The sequence below is a fragment of the Pseudoalteromonas luteoviolacea genome (assembly GCF_000814765.1).
Lineage (GTDB): Bacteria > Pseudomonadota > Gammaproteobacteria > Enterobacterales > Alteromonadaceae > Pseudoalteromonas > Pseudoalteromonas luteoviolacea_H.
Map to the genome: position 1 here is coordinate 293333 of NZ_JWIC01000003.1, position 20947 is coordinate 314279.

General features: G+C 46.1%; 8 protein-coding genes. All 8 read left to right on the forward strand.

The window, feature by feature from the left end; genetic code table 11:
• The first annotated feature begins 1 nt into the window (after nucleotide 1).
• The 8 genes from JF50_RS02655 to JF50_RS02690 all read left to right on the forward strand — a co-directional run bounded on the left by JF50_RS02655 (nucleotide 2) and on the right by JF50_RS02690 (nucleotide 20947).
• Nucleotides 2-775 carry an ABC transporter ATP-binding protein gene (locus tag JF50_RS02655; protein ID WP_039607950.1) on the forward strand — a complete coding sequence of 258 codons (774 nt, stop codon included), beginning with the start codon at nucleotides 2-4 and terminating at the stop codon, nucleotides 773-775.
• Nucleotides 768-1868, forward strand: a complete 1101-nt coding sequence (locus JF50_RS02660) for an ABC transporter permease (RefSeq protein ID WP_039607951.1) — start codon at nucleotides 768-770, stop codon at nucleotides 1866-1868. The genes JF50_RS02655 and JF50_RS02660 overlap by 8 nt, the downstream gene beginning before the upstream one ends.
• A complete protein-coding gene (gene fabZ, locus JF50_RS02665; protein WP_039607952.1) occupies nucleotides 1865-2284 on the forward strand; it encodes a 3-hydroxyacyl-ACP dehydratase FabZ in 420 nt (139 codons plus the stop codon). Before JF50_RS02660 ends, fabZ begins: the two co-directional genes overlap by 4 nt.
• Nucleotides 2277-2996, forward strand: coding sequence for an SDR family NAD(P)-dependent oxidoreductase (locus JF50_RS02670; RefSeq protein WP_039607953.1), 720 nt, complete (start codon nucleotides 2277-2279; stop codon nucleotides 2994-2996). The genes fabZ and JF50_RS02670 overlap by 8 nt, the downstream gene beginning before the upstream one ends.
• Entirely contained in the window at nucleotides 2993-3709 is a 717-nt protein-coding gene (locus JF50_RS02675; protein ID WP_039607954.1) for a hypothetical protein, read from the forward strand. Before JF50_RS02670 ends, JF50_RS02675 begins: the two co-directional genes overlap by 4 nt.
• A gap of 87 nt (nucleotides 3710-3796) precedes the next feature.
• On the forward strand, nucleotides 3797-4555 hold the full coding sequence (locus tag JF50_RS25900; RefSeq protein WP_160290447.1) for an SDR family NAD(P)-dependent oxidoreductase: 759 nt from the start codon (nucleotides 3797-3799) through the stop codon (nucleotides 4553-4555).
• A 90-nt stretch (nucleotides 4556-4645) separates the two neighbouring features.
• Nucleotides 4646-13675, forward strand: a complete 9030-nt coding sequence (locus JF50_RS02685; RefSeq protein ID WP_039607955.1) for a non-ribosomal peptide synthetase — start codon at nucleotides 4646-4648, stop codon at nucleotides 13673-13675.
• Between the two features lie 3 nt (nucleotides 13676-13678).
• A complete protein-coding gene (locus tag JF50_RS02690) occupies nucleotides 13679-20947 on the forward strand; it encodes a non-ribosomal peptide synthetase (protein ID WP_052262097.1) in 7269 nt (2422 codons plus the stop codon).

Below are 20947 nucleotides of genomic sequence, written 5' to 3' on the forward strand. Positions count from 1 at the left end.
GATGTCAGCGGTCATTGATGTAGCAGACTTAAAGAAGTCTTATAACAAGAATAATACGCTTGTTTTAAAGGGGTTATCTTTCCAAGTTAAGAAGGGACAATGCTTTGGGTTACTCGGTCCAAACGGGGCGGGTAAGTCAACCACATTGGAAATATTACAAGGTCTGAAAAAACCAACGTCTGGCAAAGTCAGCTTATTTGGTATGGATTGGAAGGACAACGAAAAGCAGATCCGCATGAAAATCGGTGGACTGTTACAGTCCAATAGCCTATACGGCAGAACCAAAGTAAAAGAAGCGGTCCGGTTATTTGCCAGCTTTTACAAAGATCCGATGGATGTCGATGAGTTGATTGAACGTTTTGGCTTAACTGATAAAGCGAATGCGTGGCTAGATAGCCTCAGCGGTGGTCAAAAGCAACGGGTTTTTTTAGCGATGACCATAGTGGGCAAACCGGAACTGATTTTTTTAGATGAGCCGACCACGGGTCTTGATCCAACCAGCCGTCAGAGTTTTTGGGAGATCATCAAATCACTCAAAGAAGAAGGCATGACGGTCATTCTCACCACGCATTATATGGATGAGGCGGATTACCTGTGTGATGAGCTACTTATCATCGAGCAGGGCAAGGTTATTGAGTCAGGTACGCCTGATGCCATTATCCACCGTACGTTTACCGATCCGGTTATCAGAGAGCCGCGCAAAGCCACGCTCAATGATGTGTTTTTAAAACTCACTGGCCACGATATTCTTAAGCAGGAAACAAGTCATGCCTAGTAATGTACTGACAAGAAAGCCATTTTGGCAGCTCATGCTGCTTAATATCAGACCGTTTTTCCGCGAGCCAGCCACCCTGTTTTGGACTTTTGGCTTCCCCATTTTTATGGCCTTGCTATTAGTGCAAGCCTTCTCGGGTGAGAAGCCAATGTCAGAAGTGAATGTGGTGGTCATTGAACAAGAAAAAATAGATGCTGATTGGTATCAAGCCATTGAGAAAGATAACAAAGTCAGCATACTCACTATCGAAGATGCAGCACTGATCGCACGGATCAATGCGCATTTTGCTGAGCCAAGCTCAGAAGTGTCTCCGGGTGAAGGGTTATCTTCCATTCTTTCAAATCATGGTGATGTACTGATTTTGACGCCTAGCGGTTTGTTTTCAACACGCAATAGTCATGAGCAAGCAATTGCCTTTAGCCATGTCATGGCACTTCAGGACCAAGCTCGTAAGCCTTATCTGGATGGGGTGATTGACCTTCAGGGGTTTAGGTACATCGACTGGCTGATCCCCGGCATCATCGTGCTGCAGATCATCGGTATTGGTATCACATCAATCTCAAATGGATTGGTTTCGGACCGCCAGCAGGGCTTTTTTAAGCGCTTGAAGTTATCTCCGTTTAGCCGCTTAGATTATGTGATTGGGATTGTCTTCGCCAGAGTGTTTTTATTGATATTCCAGCTGGTTGCGTTGTTTGCGACTTTCTACTTTTTATTTGGCTATCAACCTCTTGGCAATTGGTTAAGTATTTTAACCGTGCTGTTATTGGGCTCTGTTGTATTGTGTTTAATCGGTGTGTTGGTCGGTGCGCGCAGTCAAAAAGTGGAAGTGGCCACAGGTATTTCTAACTTACTGTATTTCCCACTGATGTTTTTATCAGGGATTTATTTTGACACCTCTAACTTCCCACAGACGATTCAAAACATCGTTCAGTGGTTACCATCTACGGCATTTCTAGATGCATTTCGTTTAACGGCCAATCAAGGTGCATCGCTTGCAGACGTCTCTGTGCAAGTGCAAACCTTGGCAGGGTTTACCGTGGTGCTATTAGTGATGATTTACTTTTTATTCGACTGGGGAGATGAAAAATGATTTCACCGGATAATTTACCGCATAAACCGCCATTTAAGTTTGTTGATAGAGTCGTCGAGGTACAGCCGAATGAATCTATCATCGCACAAAAGTTTATTGGCTATAACGAGCCCTGTTTAGAAGGGCACTTTCCAGATGAGCCTGTGTTCCCTGGTGTTTTGATTGTGGAGGCGATGGCTCAAGCCAGTGGCCTTTGCATTACCGGAAAATCTAAAGGGGTTATCGCTGGCATTGATAAGGTTAAGTTTCTCACCCCTGTTTTACCTGGCCAAGTTTTAGAAATTCGCGCCTTGGTAGAGATTGCGTTAGGTGAGCTGGTGAAGTTTAAGGTTGCAGCTTGGGTTAATGAGCAAGAAGTTGCAAGTGCACGCATAGCCATTCGATATTTAGAGCAAATAGGAGAAAAGGATGTTTAAAGAGAAAGTCGTGATTGTGAGCGGCTGCTCCAAAGGCATCGGGTTGGAAATTTGCCGCCAGTATCTCGCTGAAGGAGCAAAAGTCTATGGGATTGCACGCTCAAGTGTGCCTGGTGAATTGCAATCTAACCCTAATTTTATGTGGCTACAGGGGTCGATATCTGACAGTGGCTTTGTGTTAGACAGCATCGCGTCCATTCAAGCGCGAGATAAACGGATTGATATTTTGGTTAATAACGCAGGAATTAATCACGATAGCTTGATACAGCTGATGGCCCTAGAAGATTGGCAAAAAGTACTGACGACGAATTTAACAGGCACGTTTAATTTATGCCAACAGGTGCTGCCGATTTTTAAAGCGCAGCAATTTGGTCGCATTATCAATATGGTCTCAAAAAGTGGCGTGGTCGGGCGTGAAGGGCAAATTAACTATGCCACGTCTAAAGGCGCCATCATCGGTATGACCAGAACTATTGCGCGTGAGTATGGCAAAGACAATATTTTGTGTAACGCCGTCGCGCCGGGCTTGATTGAAACACAAATGGTGGACAGCGCAGAGCAGTCTATTGTTGCGCCTATTATCGACTGTACTAGTGTCAGACGCATGGGGCAGTGTAGTGAAGTTGCACGTACGGTATTGCACCTTACATCAGATGCGCCAAATTATCAAAATGGAGAAGTCATCCACCTGGACGGAGGGTTTTTAATATGAGTGCGGCGCAAACTTTATTATTGGTACAAGCAGAAAGTGAGTTTGATCAGGCGGTGGTTGATCATTACCTCAGTGCAAACGTTAATGTGATTTTGATAGCGCCCTCAGCGGAATTTCAATCGCAAAATGTGTCACTACCCAGCTTGTCACTGGCTGAAATCCAGGCACAGGGTGAACCTGATGTTGGACAGTTATTGACCGAAAAAGGCATGCTCGATAATGGACAGCCACTGGTTGTTATCCAAGGTGTGCAGTGTGCAAATGAGCAGGCACTGTTCACAGATGCGAGTTGCTTGGCGCAGATAACAATGCACTTGGATAATACTTTTTTAATCTATCAAAGTCTGGCTACGTTTGTGAAAGAGGTGGGCGCGAACATTGTTTTCCCTCTGTATTCGGATAGTTTGAGTTATCTCGGACAAGCGGTGAATTCTGTGGCTAACCACGCTTTGAATGCATTTATGAAGACCTTAGCCAGAGAGCTGACGAGCGATACCGTATTCATTAACAGTGCTGTGATCCCTTATTTAGCAAAAGATGAAGCTGAGCGAAAGAAAATGCGCCGTGCACTAAAGCGTTCAGTATTCGGTATGCGACCAACTGTATTTTTGCAGCAGGAGTTTATCGAGTTTATCGCGCACTTTTCACACTACAACAACATGATGACAGGGCAGTGTATGACCATGCGCCCGAGCACAGAAATATCCGTTTAACAATTCAACATTGAGTATACGCATATGAGCCAAAAGCACAGCCGTGCTTTTGGCGTGATGTGGCCTTTAAAGAGAAGAAGCATAGTAATGGAAACAATGAATATTGATGGGGCTCCATTAAGAATTTTGGTGCTTGGTGCAACCTCAGATCTGGGGCAGAAGACCTGCCTTGATTTAGCAAATAAAGGTTACGAACTCCTATTGATAGGGCGAAATGAAAAAACCTTAGGTGCATTGGCCGAGTCTTTACCCGGGCAGCATAAAACGGCGGTGGCTGATTTGAATATGCCAGACGAATTGACGCCACTCATTATCGATAATGCTAAGCAATATGGCGCATTTAAAGGGGCTGTATTTTGTGCAGGTGTACACGCGATGACCACGCTACGTCAATCCAGTTATGCTGACTTTGAGCAGATTTACCGCGTTAACTGCGGCGGTGCGCTGGCCATGATTAAGGCATTTACGCGCAAAAGCGTGAGAAATACAGCAGGTACAACTTCTCTAGTTTTACTGTCATCAGTGAGTCAGTCTGCGGGTGAGGCGGGCATCTCCGGTTACGCGGCCAGTAAAGGGGCGCTAGGCAGTTTAAGTCGCTGTGCAGCGTTGGAATTGGCTAAAGATCGCGTACTGGTCAATTGCATTGCCGCAGGCATGATCCAGACCAAGCTCAATGATGGCTATCAGGGCATGGCGCAACCGGGTCACTTTGAAAAGCTAGCCAGCATGCACCCGCTAGGATTTGGCTCACCAGAGCATGTTTCAAAAGAAATTATTAATTTATTAGAAAGTGAATGGACCACAGGTAGCACTGTGTATGTCGATGGAGGCTACACATGTGCTTAATCACTGACAGTAATCAGTTAAATCATAACGCTCGCGGCGTTGAATGTCTTTTTATGCCATCACAAAAATAATAATGGAAGTATAAACCCAATGCGTAACGAACACCCTCTCCCTCTTTCACAGCGCCAATTACAAGTTTGGCAAGGTCAAGAAATTGCACCAACGAGCCCAGTTTTTAACGTCTCTAGTGCACTTAAAATTACCATGGACGATTGTTTTGAACAGCTACAAAATGCGCTTGCTCAATTACAGCAACGTCACCCAGTGATCCACAGTAAAGTGGAGCTGACAGCGGATACACCGGAACTGATTTTCAAAGAGGGCGCGGTGCAGTGGCAAGCTATGGCGGGCACTGCTTTGAACGTATCCGAATTATGCGATCAATATAATGCGCAATTCATTGATACCAGCGTGCATAACTTTGAATTTTTCTATCAAGCACTGACAGACTCTGAGGTCATAGTGTTGATCAAAGGTCATCACATAGTGTGTGATCAATGGTCTTTACAGATTTTAGTGAATGATTTGCTGAGACTCTTATCGAGTAAGGATGACAGCTCAACACTCACACCAGATATTGAATATTACGCAGCCAAAGATCAGGACTTTGCTGACGTGCAGGTGAGTCCAGTGGACTTTATCATGAAAAAGCCACACAGCGCTGATGCCAGTGACGAGGTTGCCGTGCTATTAGACGATACCTCTGAGTGTATTGAATCGATAAAGCAAGTGGCCGCTGAACACGGTATCAGCCCTTACTGCGTTATCCTTGCAAGTACTATTTTAACGGTGAGCCGTTTGACTAACGATGAAGACGTCACCATTGGTGTACCGATCGCCAGAAGAACGCGTAAAAATCGTTACTTGTTAGGTCATTATGTTGATTTAGAAGCGTTGTCGATCACGGCGGTTCATCAAAAGTCACTGATTGAGTTATTACAGACCATCAGTGAGCAGCTGACTGCACTGCTTTTGCATAAAGCCCCATCAGGCTTGAGCAGCAAGAACATCAATGTGGTGTGTAACTATCTTGCACAGCTAAAAACGTCTCATATTATTCCGGGCTTGATGCAGGTGCTTGCAGGCTTACCTGAACAGCAGCTCCGTTTGGGTGAAGATAATGCGGTTACAGTAGAAGGCGTGCTGTTAACACCGGTTGTGGCACAGTTTGAGTTAGACTTTACGTTATTCGAAACAGGCTCACAGTTGCTGCGAAAAATTGTCGCAGCAGACGCGCAGTTTAATACCCAGGCTTTACAAGAAATTGGTGAAATACAAAAACGCTTTATTACGCATCTAGCGCTAGATGATGCCCATCAAATATGTGGCTGTATCAGTACGCTGACTGAAGCACAAACACATTTGATTGAACGCCAGTGGAATGACTTCCCTGCAAAATACCCAGAGCATAATTTAATTGATGGCTTTGACTTACAAGTAGCACAGCATCCAGAACGCGTCTCTGTGATCACGGCAAGTCGTCAAATTGATTATCATACCCTGAGTGAATACCGCTATGGCATTGCTTTCCAAGTGGCCTCAAAAGCAGCTAAGCGCGGTGAGCTGGTCGCTGTCATGTGCGAAAAAAGTGAATATCAAGTCGCCGCACTGCTGGCCATTAATACCGCAGGGTGTGCGTACTTGCCAATCAACGTGGCTTGGCCAAACTCTCGTATTCATCAGGTGTTATTAGCCGGTGGCGTGCAGCAGGTATTAATTTCGAATGCGCTATTCGAGCGCATTCAAAATGAGCCGTGGTTGAGCGAATTCCAATTCACTTTAGTTGAAGAGGCCGCAGCAAACAGTGCGCAGGCAGATAGCCTATGGCGAGAAAGCTTAGCCTTGCCTTTGCCGCACGAGATTGCGTATGTGATCTTCACATCGGGCAGTACTGGCCAGCCAAAAGGGGTGGTGATCACCCACGAAAGTGCCATGAATACCATTTTTGCTGTTAATGCGCGCTTCGAGGTTATGCCAGAAGACCGTATTTTTGGCATTTCGGATTTGAGTTTTGATTTATCTGTATACGATGTGTTTGGTGCCTTGGCTGTGGGGGCCGCGATTGTGCTGCCTGAGCAAGACAAAGTGCAGGACACTGATCATTGGTTAGACATGGTCGAAGCGCACCAAGTGACAATTTGGAATACAGTCCCACAGCTTGCGCAACTGCTCGCAAATGAGCAAGCATTGCAAGCACGCAATGTGGATAGTTTGCGTGTTTACATGATGAGTGGAGATTGGATCCCACTGCGCCTACCCACGCAGCTAAGCGCAATGACACCTCATGCTAAAGTGATGAGCTTAGGTGGTGCCACTGAGGGCAGTATCTGGTCAATTTGGCATGAAATACAAACAGTTGAGCCGGATTGGCAGAGCATTCCTTATGGCTTGGCAATGCCGAACCAAGCTATGTGGGTGCTGGATCAATATGGCAATCATTGTCCTGCTGGTATTTTAGGTGAAATTCACATCGGTGGTATTGGGGTCGCTCAGGGATACTTTAATGATCCAGAGCGTACTAATCTTGCATATTTTGAACACCCTAAACTTGGCCGACTATATCGTACTGGTGACAACGGTTGTTGGAATGAGAAAGGCTATATTGAATTCAAAGGCCGTAAAGATTTTCAGGTAAAAGTACGTGGCTACCGTATTGAAATGGGCGAAATTGAGCACTGCTTGTTAAAGCGCCCTGAAATAAAACACGTTGCGGTGATTGACAAAGCGCACAATCAACAAAAAGCGCTGGTTGCCTATCTAGTTGGAGAGCGTAATGCATCGATTGATTTAGACGATGTGAGACAGTTTGTGGCAAAACAGTTACCAGAGTATATGGTACCGGCCGCTTTTGTGGTGATAGATGCATTGCCGTTAACGCTCAATGGCAAGTTAGACAGAAAAGCATTACCAGAGCCTGAGTTTAGTGCCTGCACTGAATACCAAGCACCGCGCAATGAATTAGAGACAGAACTCTGTGATATCTGGCAAGGTGTACTGGGTCTTGAAAAAGTGGGTATAAACGATAACTTCTTCCAAATCGGTGGCGACTCAATCGTCAGTATCAGTTTGGTATCAGCCCTTAGACGCGCGGGCTACTCCCTTAAGGTGAAAGATATTTTTGTCGCGCCAAGTGTGGCGGAATTGGCAGAATTTATTACCGATAATGATGATGTCGCGAAAGTGGAGGTGCTGTCAGAGCAAGGGGTTTTATTAGGTGATTTTGACCTGCACCCAACGCAAAATTGGTTCTTTGCACAAAACTTTGCCAATGTGCACCACTTCAACCAAGCATTTAGTGCCTACTGCCCGAATGACTTATCTCATGATGACCTAAATGAGGCGCTAACCACACTGAGCTATCAGCATGACATGTTACGCAGCCGATGCATTGTTGAGCGTAAAAACCGTTTCTGCGAAGAAGTGTTGTTTGAATTAACTGAGCTGGATATCTCTTTGTTGGATGAGGCACAAGTCAGTGACACCTTGAGCACTTTACAAGCCAGCTTGGATATTTTTGCAGGCCCAACATGGCGTGTGGTCAGATTAAAAGGGTATAGCGATGGCCGCGATAGACTGTGTTTTATTTTCCATCATTTGAACATAGATACCGTCTCTTGGGGCATTTTACTTAACGACCTTGAGCAACTTATTGCTGGACAAAGCCTGTTGGCAAAGCAAACCAGTTATCGTCAGTGGGTGGATGGACTGGCGCAATATGCAGCGCGTAACCAAGCGCAAACGGCGTATTGGTCTGAGGTGTTAGCAGGACAGCCTAGTCCACAGCCCTTGCATTCATCACAGCAATTATCCTTGTCTTTATCGATTGAGCAAACAGAAGTTTTGTTACAGCAAGCCACTCAAGGTTATAACACGCAAACGCAAGAGTTGTTACTCAGTGCGCTTGCCATTGCCATGGAAACTGTATTTGGGTCAAAGTCTCATCATATTATGCTCGAAGGCCATGGTCGAGAAGCCATTGATGATGCACTCGAAGTAAACCAAACAGTGGGGTGGTTTACCAGTTTATACCCCGTTAAGCTCGAATGTGCGCAATCTATAGAACAAACCATTGCTGCAAACAAAGACATGCTGCGCGCTATTCCTGACAAGGGCATTGGTTTTGGTGCGCTGTATCAATTCGATCCTGAAAAGTTACCTGCGCCGCTGCCAAAAGTATGCTTTAACTACCTTGGACAGTATAAAACAGCTGAGCCTGCTCATTGGCAAATTACCGGGGAGCCTGTTGGCGCAGCGGTTAGCGCTGACAATGACAGTGATTTGATGCTCAATGTGTTGGGATTAATTAAGCAGGATGCGTTGAGCATTGAGGTTGAATCCAGACTTGCGCCAGCGCAAGGTGCGCAATTTGTCCGTGCCTTTGAGCGTGCACTTGAGCAGGTGATTGCTCAAGGTGTGATGGCAATGCAATCTGGCGGGGTGAGCACGCCAAGTGACTTCCCGCAGGCGAAGATTAGTTTTGAGCTGCTGCAAAACCTCCAGTCACAGGCTCCTGTAGAGGCTTTATATCCAGCCAATAGTTTGCAACAAGGTTTTATTTATCATGCCTTAAATCAGCCAGATGATGATGCATACCGAGTACAATTGCTGGTGGACTATCACACTCAGCTAGACCTTGATCTGTATCGAGCAGCTTGGCAACTAGCGACAGATAAACACCCAGCGCTGCGTATGGCATTTAATTGGCAAGCGCAAATGCTGCAAGTGATCAGCAAAAAGCTGGTGCTCAGTGATGCGCATTTCAAGGTGGTAGATCTCACTACTTTGCCTGAAGGTGAAAGCGCGAAAAATATGAATGAGCTACTCACTCAAGATAGGCTCACAGCGTTTGATTTGGCAAAGCCTGGGCTTTTCAGAGTGGTGGTGTTCAAGCACAGCGACACCCATTATAGCGTTCTAAAAACGGAGCATCACAGCATTGGCGATGGCTGGAGTGTCGGCAATCTACTGGAGACCGTCAACGGTTTTTACAACCAACTGAAAGCGGGTGAACAGCCTGTTATCCAACATGACCATGCTTATCAAGCCGCGCAGGTATACCTGTATGAAAACAAAGACAAAACGGATGCATTTTGGCAGCAAAAAATGCCTGAATTTGAGCATGCCAATGATGTTAATTATCTGCTGAGCCAGTCATTTGATTTAGCCAATGAGCGCGTCATCACTGAACCCGCACGCAGTCAGTTTGTGATTGCAGGTGATGAATTTAGTGCGTTGAATAAAGTGTGTAAGCACGCAGGTGTGACACTCAATGCTGCCATGCAATTTGCTTGGCACAAGTTACTGCAAAGCTATTGCCAAGATCAGCAAACAATCGTTGGGACCACAGTATCTGGTCGAGATATGCCTGTTGCGGATATTCATGAAAGTGTAGGTCTGTTTATCAATACCTTACCTCTGGCAGTAAATTGGCAAACGGATGCAACGATCACACAGATGATGTCGCAAATTCAGCTGGCAATCGCCGATATAAATACCCACAGTGGTGCAGAGTTATCTCGTGTGCAAAGCCAAGGGGATGCGTTATTCCATACCTTATTTGTGTTTGAGAATTATCCAATTCCAGAAGTGCAAGAAAGTGATGCTGAGCGCGTAGAGCAGGCAATGCAGTATCGTGAGACGCGTGAGAAAAGTGATTACCCGATCACCGTTATTGTCACCGCCACACCGGAGCAGGTTGAGTTTTCTTTGAATTATTGTGCGCAGCAAATTGATGCGTCTCAGGCTGAACAATTAATCGCGCAGCTGCAAATTATCGTCAACGCCATTGCTGCTGAAGTTGAGCAGCCACACAGTCAAATTAGCTTGCTGTCAAAGCAACAAAGCCATGAGTTGCTGATGCAAATTCAGCCGCAAGTCGCGCCACTCCCTGAGCGTGGCAGCTTGAGTGAGATTTTTGCCGAACAAGTGCAAAAGTACCCAAATAGCACAGCGCTTAAGTTCCAAGACAAAGCGCTTAGCTATCAAGCGTTAGATGCACAGTCGACGGCATTGGCTAAGGCGATTTTAGCGCGAGATCCGAGTATTGCCTCCGCCACAAGCCAAGCGCCGGTTTACATTGGTCTGTACTTTGCGCCCAGCCTTGAGTTGTTAGTGAGCATGATGGCGATATTAAAGCTTGGGGCCACCTATGTACCTTTGACGCCAGAGTATCCAAAATCGCGTAGCCAGTTTATTTTGAGTGACACACAAACGCCAATATTGCTCTGTGAAGCAGGGTTAGAGGCGAGCCTTTCGCAAGTACTCGATGGCTTAGATACATCTGTGCAAGTACTCAGTTATGACGAACTCAGTCAGGAAGAAGTGGATATCGACTTGTCTGTGGTGAATACCACGGCAGATGATTTGGCATACGTGATTTATACATCAGGCACCACAGGACAGCCCAAAGGCGTGATGCAACCGCATCACAACGTGGTACGACTGTTTGATTCTTGTGAGCAAGCGTATCAGTTCACCGAGCAAGATGTGTGGGTGATGTACCATGCTTGTACCTTTGACTTTAGTGTATGGGAAATTTGGGGCGCACTATTACACGGTGGCTGTCTTGTGATCCCTGACAAAGCCTGCACCCGTGATCCGCGTGAGTTCATTGCTTTGTGTCAAAACCAAGGCGTCACGGTATTAAACCAAACGCCGAGTGCTTTCTATTCATTTACCGATACCGCGGTGTCGCAAGGTGCCCAGCTACCAGCGCTGCGTTATGTTATTTTTGGTGGAGACAAACTTAATATGGCGCGCCTTGCCCCTTGGTGGCAGGCCTATGGTGATACGCAAACCAAATTAATCAATATGTACGGCATCACAGAAACCACCGTGCATGTGACATATCAAGAACTCTCACCGGATAACAATCAGCACCAATCACTCATTGGCCGCCCATTGAGTGACATGTCAGCGTATGTACTTGATGCCAACCAAAACCTAGTGCCAGTTGGAGTTGTGGGTGAATTGTATGTCGGTGGTGCTGGTCTTGCGCGAGGCTATTTAAACCGCGAAGAGCTGACCCGTGAGCGCTTTATTGAAAATCCATTTGCCGCGCAATTACCTGCTTCTCAAGAATCCCGTTTGTACCGCAGTGGTGACTTGGTGCGCCGACTTGCTGATGGTCAACTAGAGTACATTGGCCGAAATGACGAGCAGGTCAAGATCCGAGGCTTTAGAATCGAGCTGGGAGAAATTGAAAACATTCTCATTGCACATCAAGATGTGAAGCAAGCCGTTGTGATCCCGCGATTGCTGCAAGGCACACAGCAGCTTGTTGCGTATGTGGTATCACAAGGCGAAACCGCACTGAACCATGACGTGCTGCGCACTTATTTAGTTGAGCAATTGCCAGAGTACATGGTACCCAGCGCCATTATGGCCATTGAGCAAGTACCGCTGACTGTAAACAACAAAGTCGACCGCAAAGCCTTACCAGATCCTGTATTTGATGCACAAAGCGATTATGTTGCACCGACCACTGAACTTGAGAGCCAGCTGTGTGATATTTGGCAGGCGTTACTTGGCCTTGAAAAAGTGGGGATTGATGAGCACTTCTTCCGCATCGGGGGGGACTCAATCATTAGTATTCAATTGATGTCGCAGCTGCGCTTATTGGGTTATACGCTCAAGGTGAAAGACATCTATGAATCACCGACAGTGGCGCAATTAGCGAAAAAGCTAGCGCAATTGCCGCAGGCCCAGACAGTACAAACAGAGCAAGGAGTATTGACGGGTGAGTTTGATTTACTGCCTGTACAGTCTTGGTTCTTTGACTTAGGTCTGTCGCAACCTAATCATTGGAACCAGTCATTTATGCTGACGGTGCCTGAAGCGCTAACCACGTCGCAAATTGAGCAGGCATGTCAGGATTTGGTTGAGCACCACGATATGATGCGCGTCCGTTTTGCGCCGCAAGGTGATACTTATCGTCAATCTTATTTATCTCTTAACGAGTTAGACTTGGCTGCTTGGTGTAACGTTGTCCAGTTAGATGTGACAGGGCTCTCTGATACGCAAATTGGTGAGCAGTTGAACCAATGGCAGCAAAGTTTTGACCTCAAAGATGGGCCGTTATTTAAGCTTGTGCACCTGCAAGGTTATGGCGATGGTGTCGCGCGGGTTTGCTTTATTTTCCACCATTTAATCATTGATGGCGTGTCGTGGCGGGTGTTGTCACAAGATATGCAAACCTTACTAATGGGTAAAACATTGGCGGCAAAAACCAGCAGTTATCGCCAGTGGGTTAAGAGTATGCAAACCTATCCTACAGATCACAGCAGTGAGCTGAATTACTGGCAACATGTGGTTGAGCATAGCAATGCACTCAAGGTTACTGAAGCTGTCAGTGAGCATTCGTTGTCTTTGTCGGTTGAGCATACACACATGCTTTTGAGGCAATCAAACGAAGGCTATAACACGGAAATCAATGACTTATTGTTAGCTGCGTTAAGCTTAACTTTGCCGCAAGTATTATCTGGTACAGAGCATGTGATCACGTTAGAAGGTCACGGTCGAGAAGACATTGATGAGCACTTAGATGTATCGCAAACCCTAGGTTGGTTTACCAGCTTATATCCAGTGAAGCTTACAGCCTATGACGACCTTTCAACAGCGGTGGTGCAAACCAAGGAAATGTTGCGCGCCGTGCCGAACAAAGGGGTAGGTTATGGGGCCTTTTTCCAAGCAGGCCAAATTGCTCAAAAGCTCCCACTTATTAGCTTCAACTACTTAGGTCAATTTAATAGTCGTGTTTCGGGTGTAGAGAGTTGGCAGATTGTTCAAGAGTCTTGTGGGCAGTTAATTGGCGAGCAAAATGAGATGGCTTTGATGCTTAACATTAACGGCATGATTGACTCTGACCAACTGATGTTTTCAATTCAGTCGCGACTAGGCCAGCAGCTCAGTGCTGATTTTGAACGCTACTTTGCGACAAACTTGCAACATGTGATTGAACATACCGCTCATATTGCCGAGCAAGGCGCAGTCGCCACCCCCAGTGACTTTATTGCCAATGACTTATCTGTAGAGCATCTTGCGCACTTAAACAGCGTACTCGAAGAGGCTGTTTTGGATGAGCAAGACGATACCTGCGACGACAACATCATGGAGATTTAAGCAATGTTACTTATCAAGGAAATCAGTGCACATAACCTGTCTATTTGGGCAGAGCAAGGTAAGTTAAAACTGGCTTTTGGCAATGCGTCTCCGGACCCGCAGCTAGTGAATAAAATCAAAGCCAATAAGCCGGAGTTAATTGCATTTTTGAGTGAGCAAAGCATTGACTCGGCGAAAGCGTTTAAACGTTATATCCAGATCCAAGCTGCGCCTTCGCGTGGTATTGAGTCGGTAAGTCCGGCAAACAGCTTGCAACAAGGGTTTATTTATCATCATTTGAACCAGCCAGACGATGATGCGTATCGTGTGCAAATGATGTTGGATTATCAAGAGCCGCTGAACGTGCCTTTGTACCAAAAGGCCTGGGAGTTAACCTCTTTAAGATTCCCTGCGCTGCGTACTTTTTTTAACTGGGATGAAGCCCTGTTACAAATTGTCTCACCCAAAGCGAGTATTGATAGCAATAGCTTTTATTATGAAGATATCAGCGCATTAGGTGAAGTAGAGCGCGCTGCAAAGATAGATGCATTGCAGCAAGCGGAGCGCGCAAAAGGGTTTGACTTGTCAAAGCCGGGCTTGATCCGCATTTCACTTATCAAGCAAGCAGAGGATTTATACACCTTACTAAAAACGGAGCATCACAGCATCAGCGATGGTTGGAGTGCGCCTTTGTTGCTGCGCAGCGTCCATGAGTATTATGAGCAGTTACTCGGCGGCACTGTGCCGACGGTCGAGGTTGAAACAGCCTACTTAGCAACGCAGCAGTACTATCAGCAACACCAAGCGCAAACACAGCAGTATTGGCAAGAAAAGAAACGACAATTTGAAGGGGCAAATGACATCTCGGGGATGTTGAGTGCGCCCCTTGATTTGACCAAGCCGATGCAGGTCACAGAACCGGATACGCAACAATTGATGATCACGGGCGCTGAGTTTCATGCGCTCAAAGCCATGTGCCAAAGTGCTGGGGTGACACTCAACGTGGCATTACAATTTTGTTGGCACAAGCTTATCCAGGTTTACGCGGGCGACGAGCAAACGACTGTAGGCACCGTTGTCTCGGGGCGTAACTTGCCAGTCGAAGACATCGATAACAGTGTCGGTTTGTTTATCAACACCTTGCCGTTGCAAGTGTTTTGGCCAGAAGATGCGTCTTGTGCGCAAATCATGGCGGATATTCAGCTGTCGATTGCGTCACTCAACAGCGCCAGCAGTGTTGCACTGGCTGAGCTGCAACCGCCAGGTGAGCGGTTATTCCACACCTTGTTTACCTTTGAAAATTACCCGATCAATCATCAAGGTGATACGCGTAAGTGGCAGCTCAAAAAGGTGGTTGAGAAAATTGATTATCCGTTGTCCCTTGTTGCGACAGAGCAAGGGAGTACGCTCGATATAGCCGTTAACTACAGTGCAAATTGGCTAGATGCAGACAAAGCGAGCAAGCTGGTATCGCAGCTTAAAGTGCTACTTGAGCAACTGGTGGAAGCGCCAGAGCAACCGCATCAGCAATTAGGGTTGTTGACATCTGCTGAGTGTGAGGCAATCACGCAGCAGTGGCACTGCCAACAAGCACACTTTGAGTTTGAAAGCGACATTGCTGGCATGATTGCCCAGCATGCTCAGGCAATGCCAGACAAGGTGGCTGTCAAAGCCGGGAAAACTTCTTTAAGTTATCACCAATTAAATGAGCGAGCTGAGCATTTAGCAAACACCATTGTGCAGCGTCTTGCTCAGCAAGGTGAGTCGGTGCAAGCCAATACCTTGATTGGGCTGTATTTGAGTCCAAGTGCTGACACTCTGGTAGCAATGCTAGCGGTATTGAAGTTGGGAGCGGGATATGTCCCCATCTCCCCTGATGCACCAGAGGATAGGGTGCAGTTTATCTTGTCTGATACAGACACGCGTTTGGTTCTGACGCAAACAGAGTACGCCCATCGACTAGATACTTGGCTGACAGGCACTGATGTTGGTTTCATCAGCTGTGATAAACCCATGTTGGTGTTGGATAATTCACGAGATTTTGCTGAGCGTCGCAGCCGTATGAATAACATTGCGTATGTGATTTATACCTCGGGCACCACAGGCAAGCCAAAGGGTGTGATGGTAGAGCAAGCGCAGGTACTTAATTACTTTTTTGGGGTGCAAAGTACTTTATCAGATGCCTTAGAAGTATGTGATTTTTCGACCAACTATTGCTTTGATTTGACCGTGACAACTACCTTATGTCCACTCATGGCAGGTGGAACTGTGTGTGTTTATCAGGATGACATTGCCAATGTGTCAGCATATCAGGCTCATTTGACAGACAACCAAGTGCGTTTTGTAAAAACCACGCCAAGCCTTGCCAGCCTCTTATTGGCTGACAGTGAGATAACCTTACGCAGCTTGATGGTGGGCGGTGAAGCGCTCACTAAGCCAGTGATTGATAAGCTCTCAATGGTTACGGAGACACTGATTGATGAATATGGTCCAACAGAGGCAACAGTTGGCGCCATGAACAAATGCATTGACCCAAGCCAAGTGGTCAATGGTATCGGGCATGCTTATCCCAATGTAGCGCTGTATGTTTTGTCATCGGCACTTAAACCTGTGCCAGTGGGTGCAATTGGCGAGTTATATATCGGCGGGGCAGGGGTGGCCAGAGGCTACTTAAATCGCGACGATTTGACACAATCACGCTTTATTCAAAATCCATTTACAAGTAGTGATGATGTGGATAATCAACGGATTTACAAAACGGGTGATTTAGTTCGTTGGCTCGACAATGGTGAAATTGAATACCTCGGCCGTAACGACAACCAAGTTAAAATTCGCGGTTATCGAATTGAGCTTGGTGAGATAGAGCACGCCATATGTGACGTTGAGGGGGTTCAAAGTGTGGCCGTCATTGCGGATAAAAGCCATGCAGATGGTGCGTTACATGCTTATTGGATTGCCAGTGCGGGCAGTACTGCCTGTGAGGAAAACATTAACGCATATTTAGCGTCAACATTACCAAAATACATGGTGCCAGCCAGCTATACACAATTAGAGGTGTTCCCTTTAACAGGCAATGGTAAGTTGGATGAAAAGGCCCTGCCCATTCCTAATCAAAGCGTCAAACAGAGTTACAAAGCGCCAAGTAATGACCTTGAGTCGACCTTATGTGCGCTTTGGCAACAGGTACTCAATGTTGAAACTGTGGGTGTAGATGATAACTTTTACGAGTTAGGAGGGAATTCAATTACGGCGATTCGTTTATCTGCGGCCAGCCGCAAAGCACTCAAGCGTGATATCCCTCTCGAAATGCTGTTCACCCATAATACCGTGGCCAAACTGGCCAACGTCATTGGTGCATCACAGGCCATTGTGATCCCTCGCAGTGACGCGGAACCTTTACCGCTGTCATTTGCACAGGAACGATTACTCTTTATCGACAGTTATGAAAAAGGCAGTAGTGCGTATCATATCCCAGCCTTGTTTGAAGTTGGTGAATCGCTAAACCTAGATGCATTTGAAAAAGCACTTAATCAAGTTGTGGCACGCCATGAGGTATTAAATTCGGTATTTAACACCCAAGATAACGGCATGTTAAGTCAGCACACATTACCATCAAATATCGCTATTGTTCAGCACTCGGTGGCGGATGAAATTGCCTTAGAAGCGCTTGTTAGTGAACTGGCCTCAAAACCATTTGAGCTATCGCAAGATAGCCCAATGCGGGTGTATCACATTAGTCGTGCATCTACCCAGTATTTGCTCTTTGTGTGGCACCACATCGCATTTGATGGTTGGTCGACGTTTGTTTTTACTGAAGAGCTAACGAAAGCGTATCTTGCAGCGTTGAATGGTAAAGCAGCTCAACTGCCAGAGCTGAGTATCCGTTATGCGGACTATGCAAAATGGCAAAGGGATTATCTGCAAGGTGAGACACTGAGCAAGTTGCAAAGCTATTGGATAGGCACGCTGCAAGGGTTTGAAACACTGGAGTTACCTTATGACAAGGTAAGGCCAAGTCAAGTGAGCTACGCAGGTGAGAACCTTGAGTTAGCCCTAGATAAAACGCTGTCCAAACAGGTTGTGGATAGTGCTAAAGCACAGCAAACCAGTGTGTACACCGTGATGCTGAGCGCCTTATATGTCACTTTGAGCAGTGTATCTGGGCAGCAAGATATTGTGGTTGGTACGCCTTCGGATAACCGTCATCATAGCCAAGTGCAGGCGCTTATCGGATTTTTTGTCAACTCGATGGCGCTGCGTAGCCAAGTTGATAAAAACAGGAGTGCGAGCGAGTTTATTCAGCACACGCATCAGCTGGTTACCCAAGCGAAAGTGCATCAGGATTTACCATTTGAGCAAATAGTGGAGCTGTTGGCGTTAGAAAGAGACAGCTCGCGCCATCCTATTTTTCAGGTGATGTTCAGTGTGCAGAGCATGAATGCCGAGCAAATTGTGCAGGGTGATTTGCAGTTAAAGCCAGTGCTAAGCGATAAGCTTAGTGGCAAGAGTGCTAAATATGATTTGACCTTAGTCGTTGATGACAGCACCGAGCAGCTGAGTTTGCAGTTTAACTACGCGACCAGTTTATTTGAGCGAGCGACCATCGATGCATTTGCAAAGCGTTATGTTCGAATACTTAAAAGCATGCTGGCGGCGCCTGCTGACGCGTTGCATCACATTAATGTACTGAGTGACGCTGAGCGCACACAAGTACTAGAACAATTTAATCACAAGCCCGCGCATACACCAAGTTCACTCTCTATTCATCGTATTTTTGAGCGTGTAGCCAACAGGCGTGGCAGTGATATTGCTGTGGTGTGTGGCGATGAGCAACTGACTTACCAGCAGCTTAATCAAAAAGCCAATAAGCTTGCTCGATTTATCCGTCAGGCCTATGAAATAGACCAAAAGTCCACAATCAAACCGGATACTTTAATTGCGCTTTATTATCCACAAAATATCGATATGGTGGTGGCCATTTTAGCGGTGCTCAAAGCGGGCGCTGCGTATGTCCCGTTGTCGATGGATAACCCCGATGAGCGCACGCGATTTATTGCCAGCGATGCAAATGTCTCTTTGGTACTCACCCAAGCGGACTATCATGCTGAGCTATCTGGTATTTTTAATACGGACTCGGGGCCGAGTATCTTAGTTGCAGAGCATGTCGGTGGTGAGAGCATCGAGAATTTGGACGTGGATACGAATTTAACGAGCTTGGCGTATGTCATTTATACCTCAGGAACCACGGGGCAACCTAAAGGGGTTGAGATTGAACACCATGCGGTAAATTCTTTTGCACTGGGCAACAATTATTTGGATGCGACTAAGGTGCGCCGTATTGCCAGTATGTCGTCTTATGCATTTGATGGATTTATTTTTGATGCCATGTTCAGTTTGCTCAATGGCTTGTGTGTGCATTTAGTGGATAAATACACGCGACTCTCACCCGAGTTATTTGCTCAGTATGTTGAAACACATAAAATCGATGCGAGTTTTATGACCACCGCATTATTTAATGCACTGGCAACCAGTGGACAGCTTAAAAATAGCCCGCTTAAGCACATTTTGTTTGGCGGCGAGCAGGTTAATTTAAATGTGGTGAATGCCTTTAAGCAAAGTACACCACAGGTGAAGCTAAGTCATGTATATGGTCCGACAGAGACCACAGTGTTTGCCTCTGTTTGCCACCTTGATGATAGTCGAACTAATGCGCCTATTGGTCACGCCTTAACAGGCAAAACCTTGTATGTATTAGATCCTATGGGTAAGCCAGTTCCTGTGGGTACACCAGGTGAGCTTTACATTGGTGGTGAAGGACTTGCAAGAGGGTATTTAAACCGTCCAGAACTTACGGCAGAGAAATTTGTTAAAAACCCATTTGTAGAGACTGCAAAAAACAGCCATATCGAACCTCGCATGTATCGCACTGGAGATATTGTAAAGTGGCAAGCTGATGGCAATATAGAGTACGTTGGTCGAAACGATAAACAAGTTAAGATACGCGGCTTTAGGATTGAGCTGGGTGAAATCGAAAGTGCCATTTGTAGCGTTGCTGGTGTGAAGCAAGCTGCGGTAATAGCAACGCAAAACGGGACTGAAAAGTATCTTGCAGCGTATGTTGTAAGCGACGATACCGATGCTGATAAAGCAGAGCAGATCATGGGATATTTGCAGACTGCCCTTCCTGATTTTATGGTGCCTTCAGCGATGACGTTACTTGATAAAATACCGCTTAATGTCAACGGCAAGTTGGATGTAAAGTCTTTGCCAGAACCTAATTTTATTAGAAGTGATGAATATGTAGCGCCACGCGATGCCCTTGAACTTAAGTTATGTGAGTTATGGCAATCTGCACTAAGCCACTCGCAAATTGGGATCAGCGATGACTACTTCAAGCTCGGCGGGACTTCAATTGCGGCGATTAAATTGACACAAGTGATAAATCAAACCATTAACTGTAAGCTCTCTGTGGCTGATTTGTTTAAATCTCCTACCGTACGAGGCCTGGCAAGTTTGGTACGTAATCAAGCGCGTGACGGGCAATTAGTGAAACGTTTAAATGACTTTAGCGACGGCTTACCAACCCTGGTGATGGTCCACGCTGGCAGCGGCGGATGCGAGGTTTATCAAGGGCTTGCAGCAGAGTTAAATGGATCGTTTAATTGCTTAGGCGTTGATAACTATAACCTCATTAATGACGAAAAAATTAGTCAGTTAGATGAGCTTGCTAAGGTGTATTACGATGAGGTGTGCGCTCATATTGAAGCTGATAAAGTTTGTCTTTTAGGCTGGTCACTCGGTGGTAATATCGCACTAGAAATGGCGGGTTTATTTGAAAGAAACCACAGCGCTGACATAAAAGTGCTGCTTTTAGACACTATTATCAAGTCTGGGAAGATCAAAACGCTGACGCAAGAGTTTGAGTCTGAAAATGAGCAATTATTTGTTGCACGCATGCGAGAGCTTGGCCACGAGACAGGCAGTATTGAGGCGATGATAAAAGCGCGTAAAGCGGAAGGGCAGTTGGACTTATGCCCACTAAGCCAACCGTTGAAAACGGCTCAGGTGCATTTATTTAAAGCAGGTCAATATGAGGCGCAGGTGTCGGATGCGCTGACACGTGAATGGTCACAAATGCTGGATGCTATTTCGGATAACAATGTGGAAGCATTTATCGGTGGTAAAGTGGATTGTACTTTACTTAAACAGCGACATCATGGTGATATCTTGCAAAGTCACGCTGAAATCAAGGCTGTATTGGAACATGAGTTTGGTTTGGGCAATAAAGGTTAA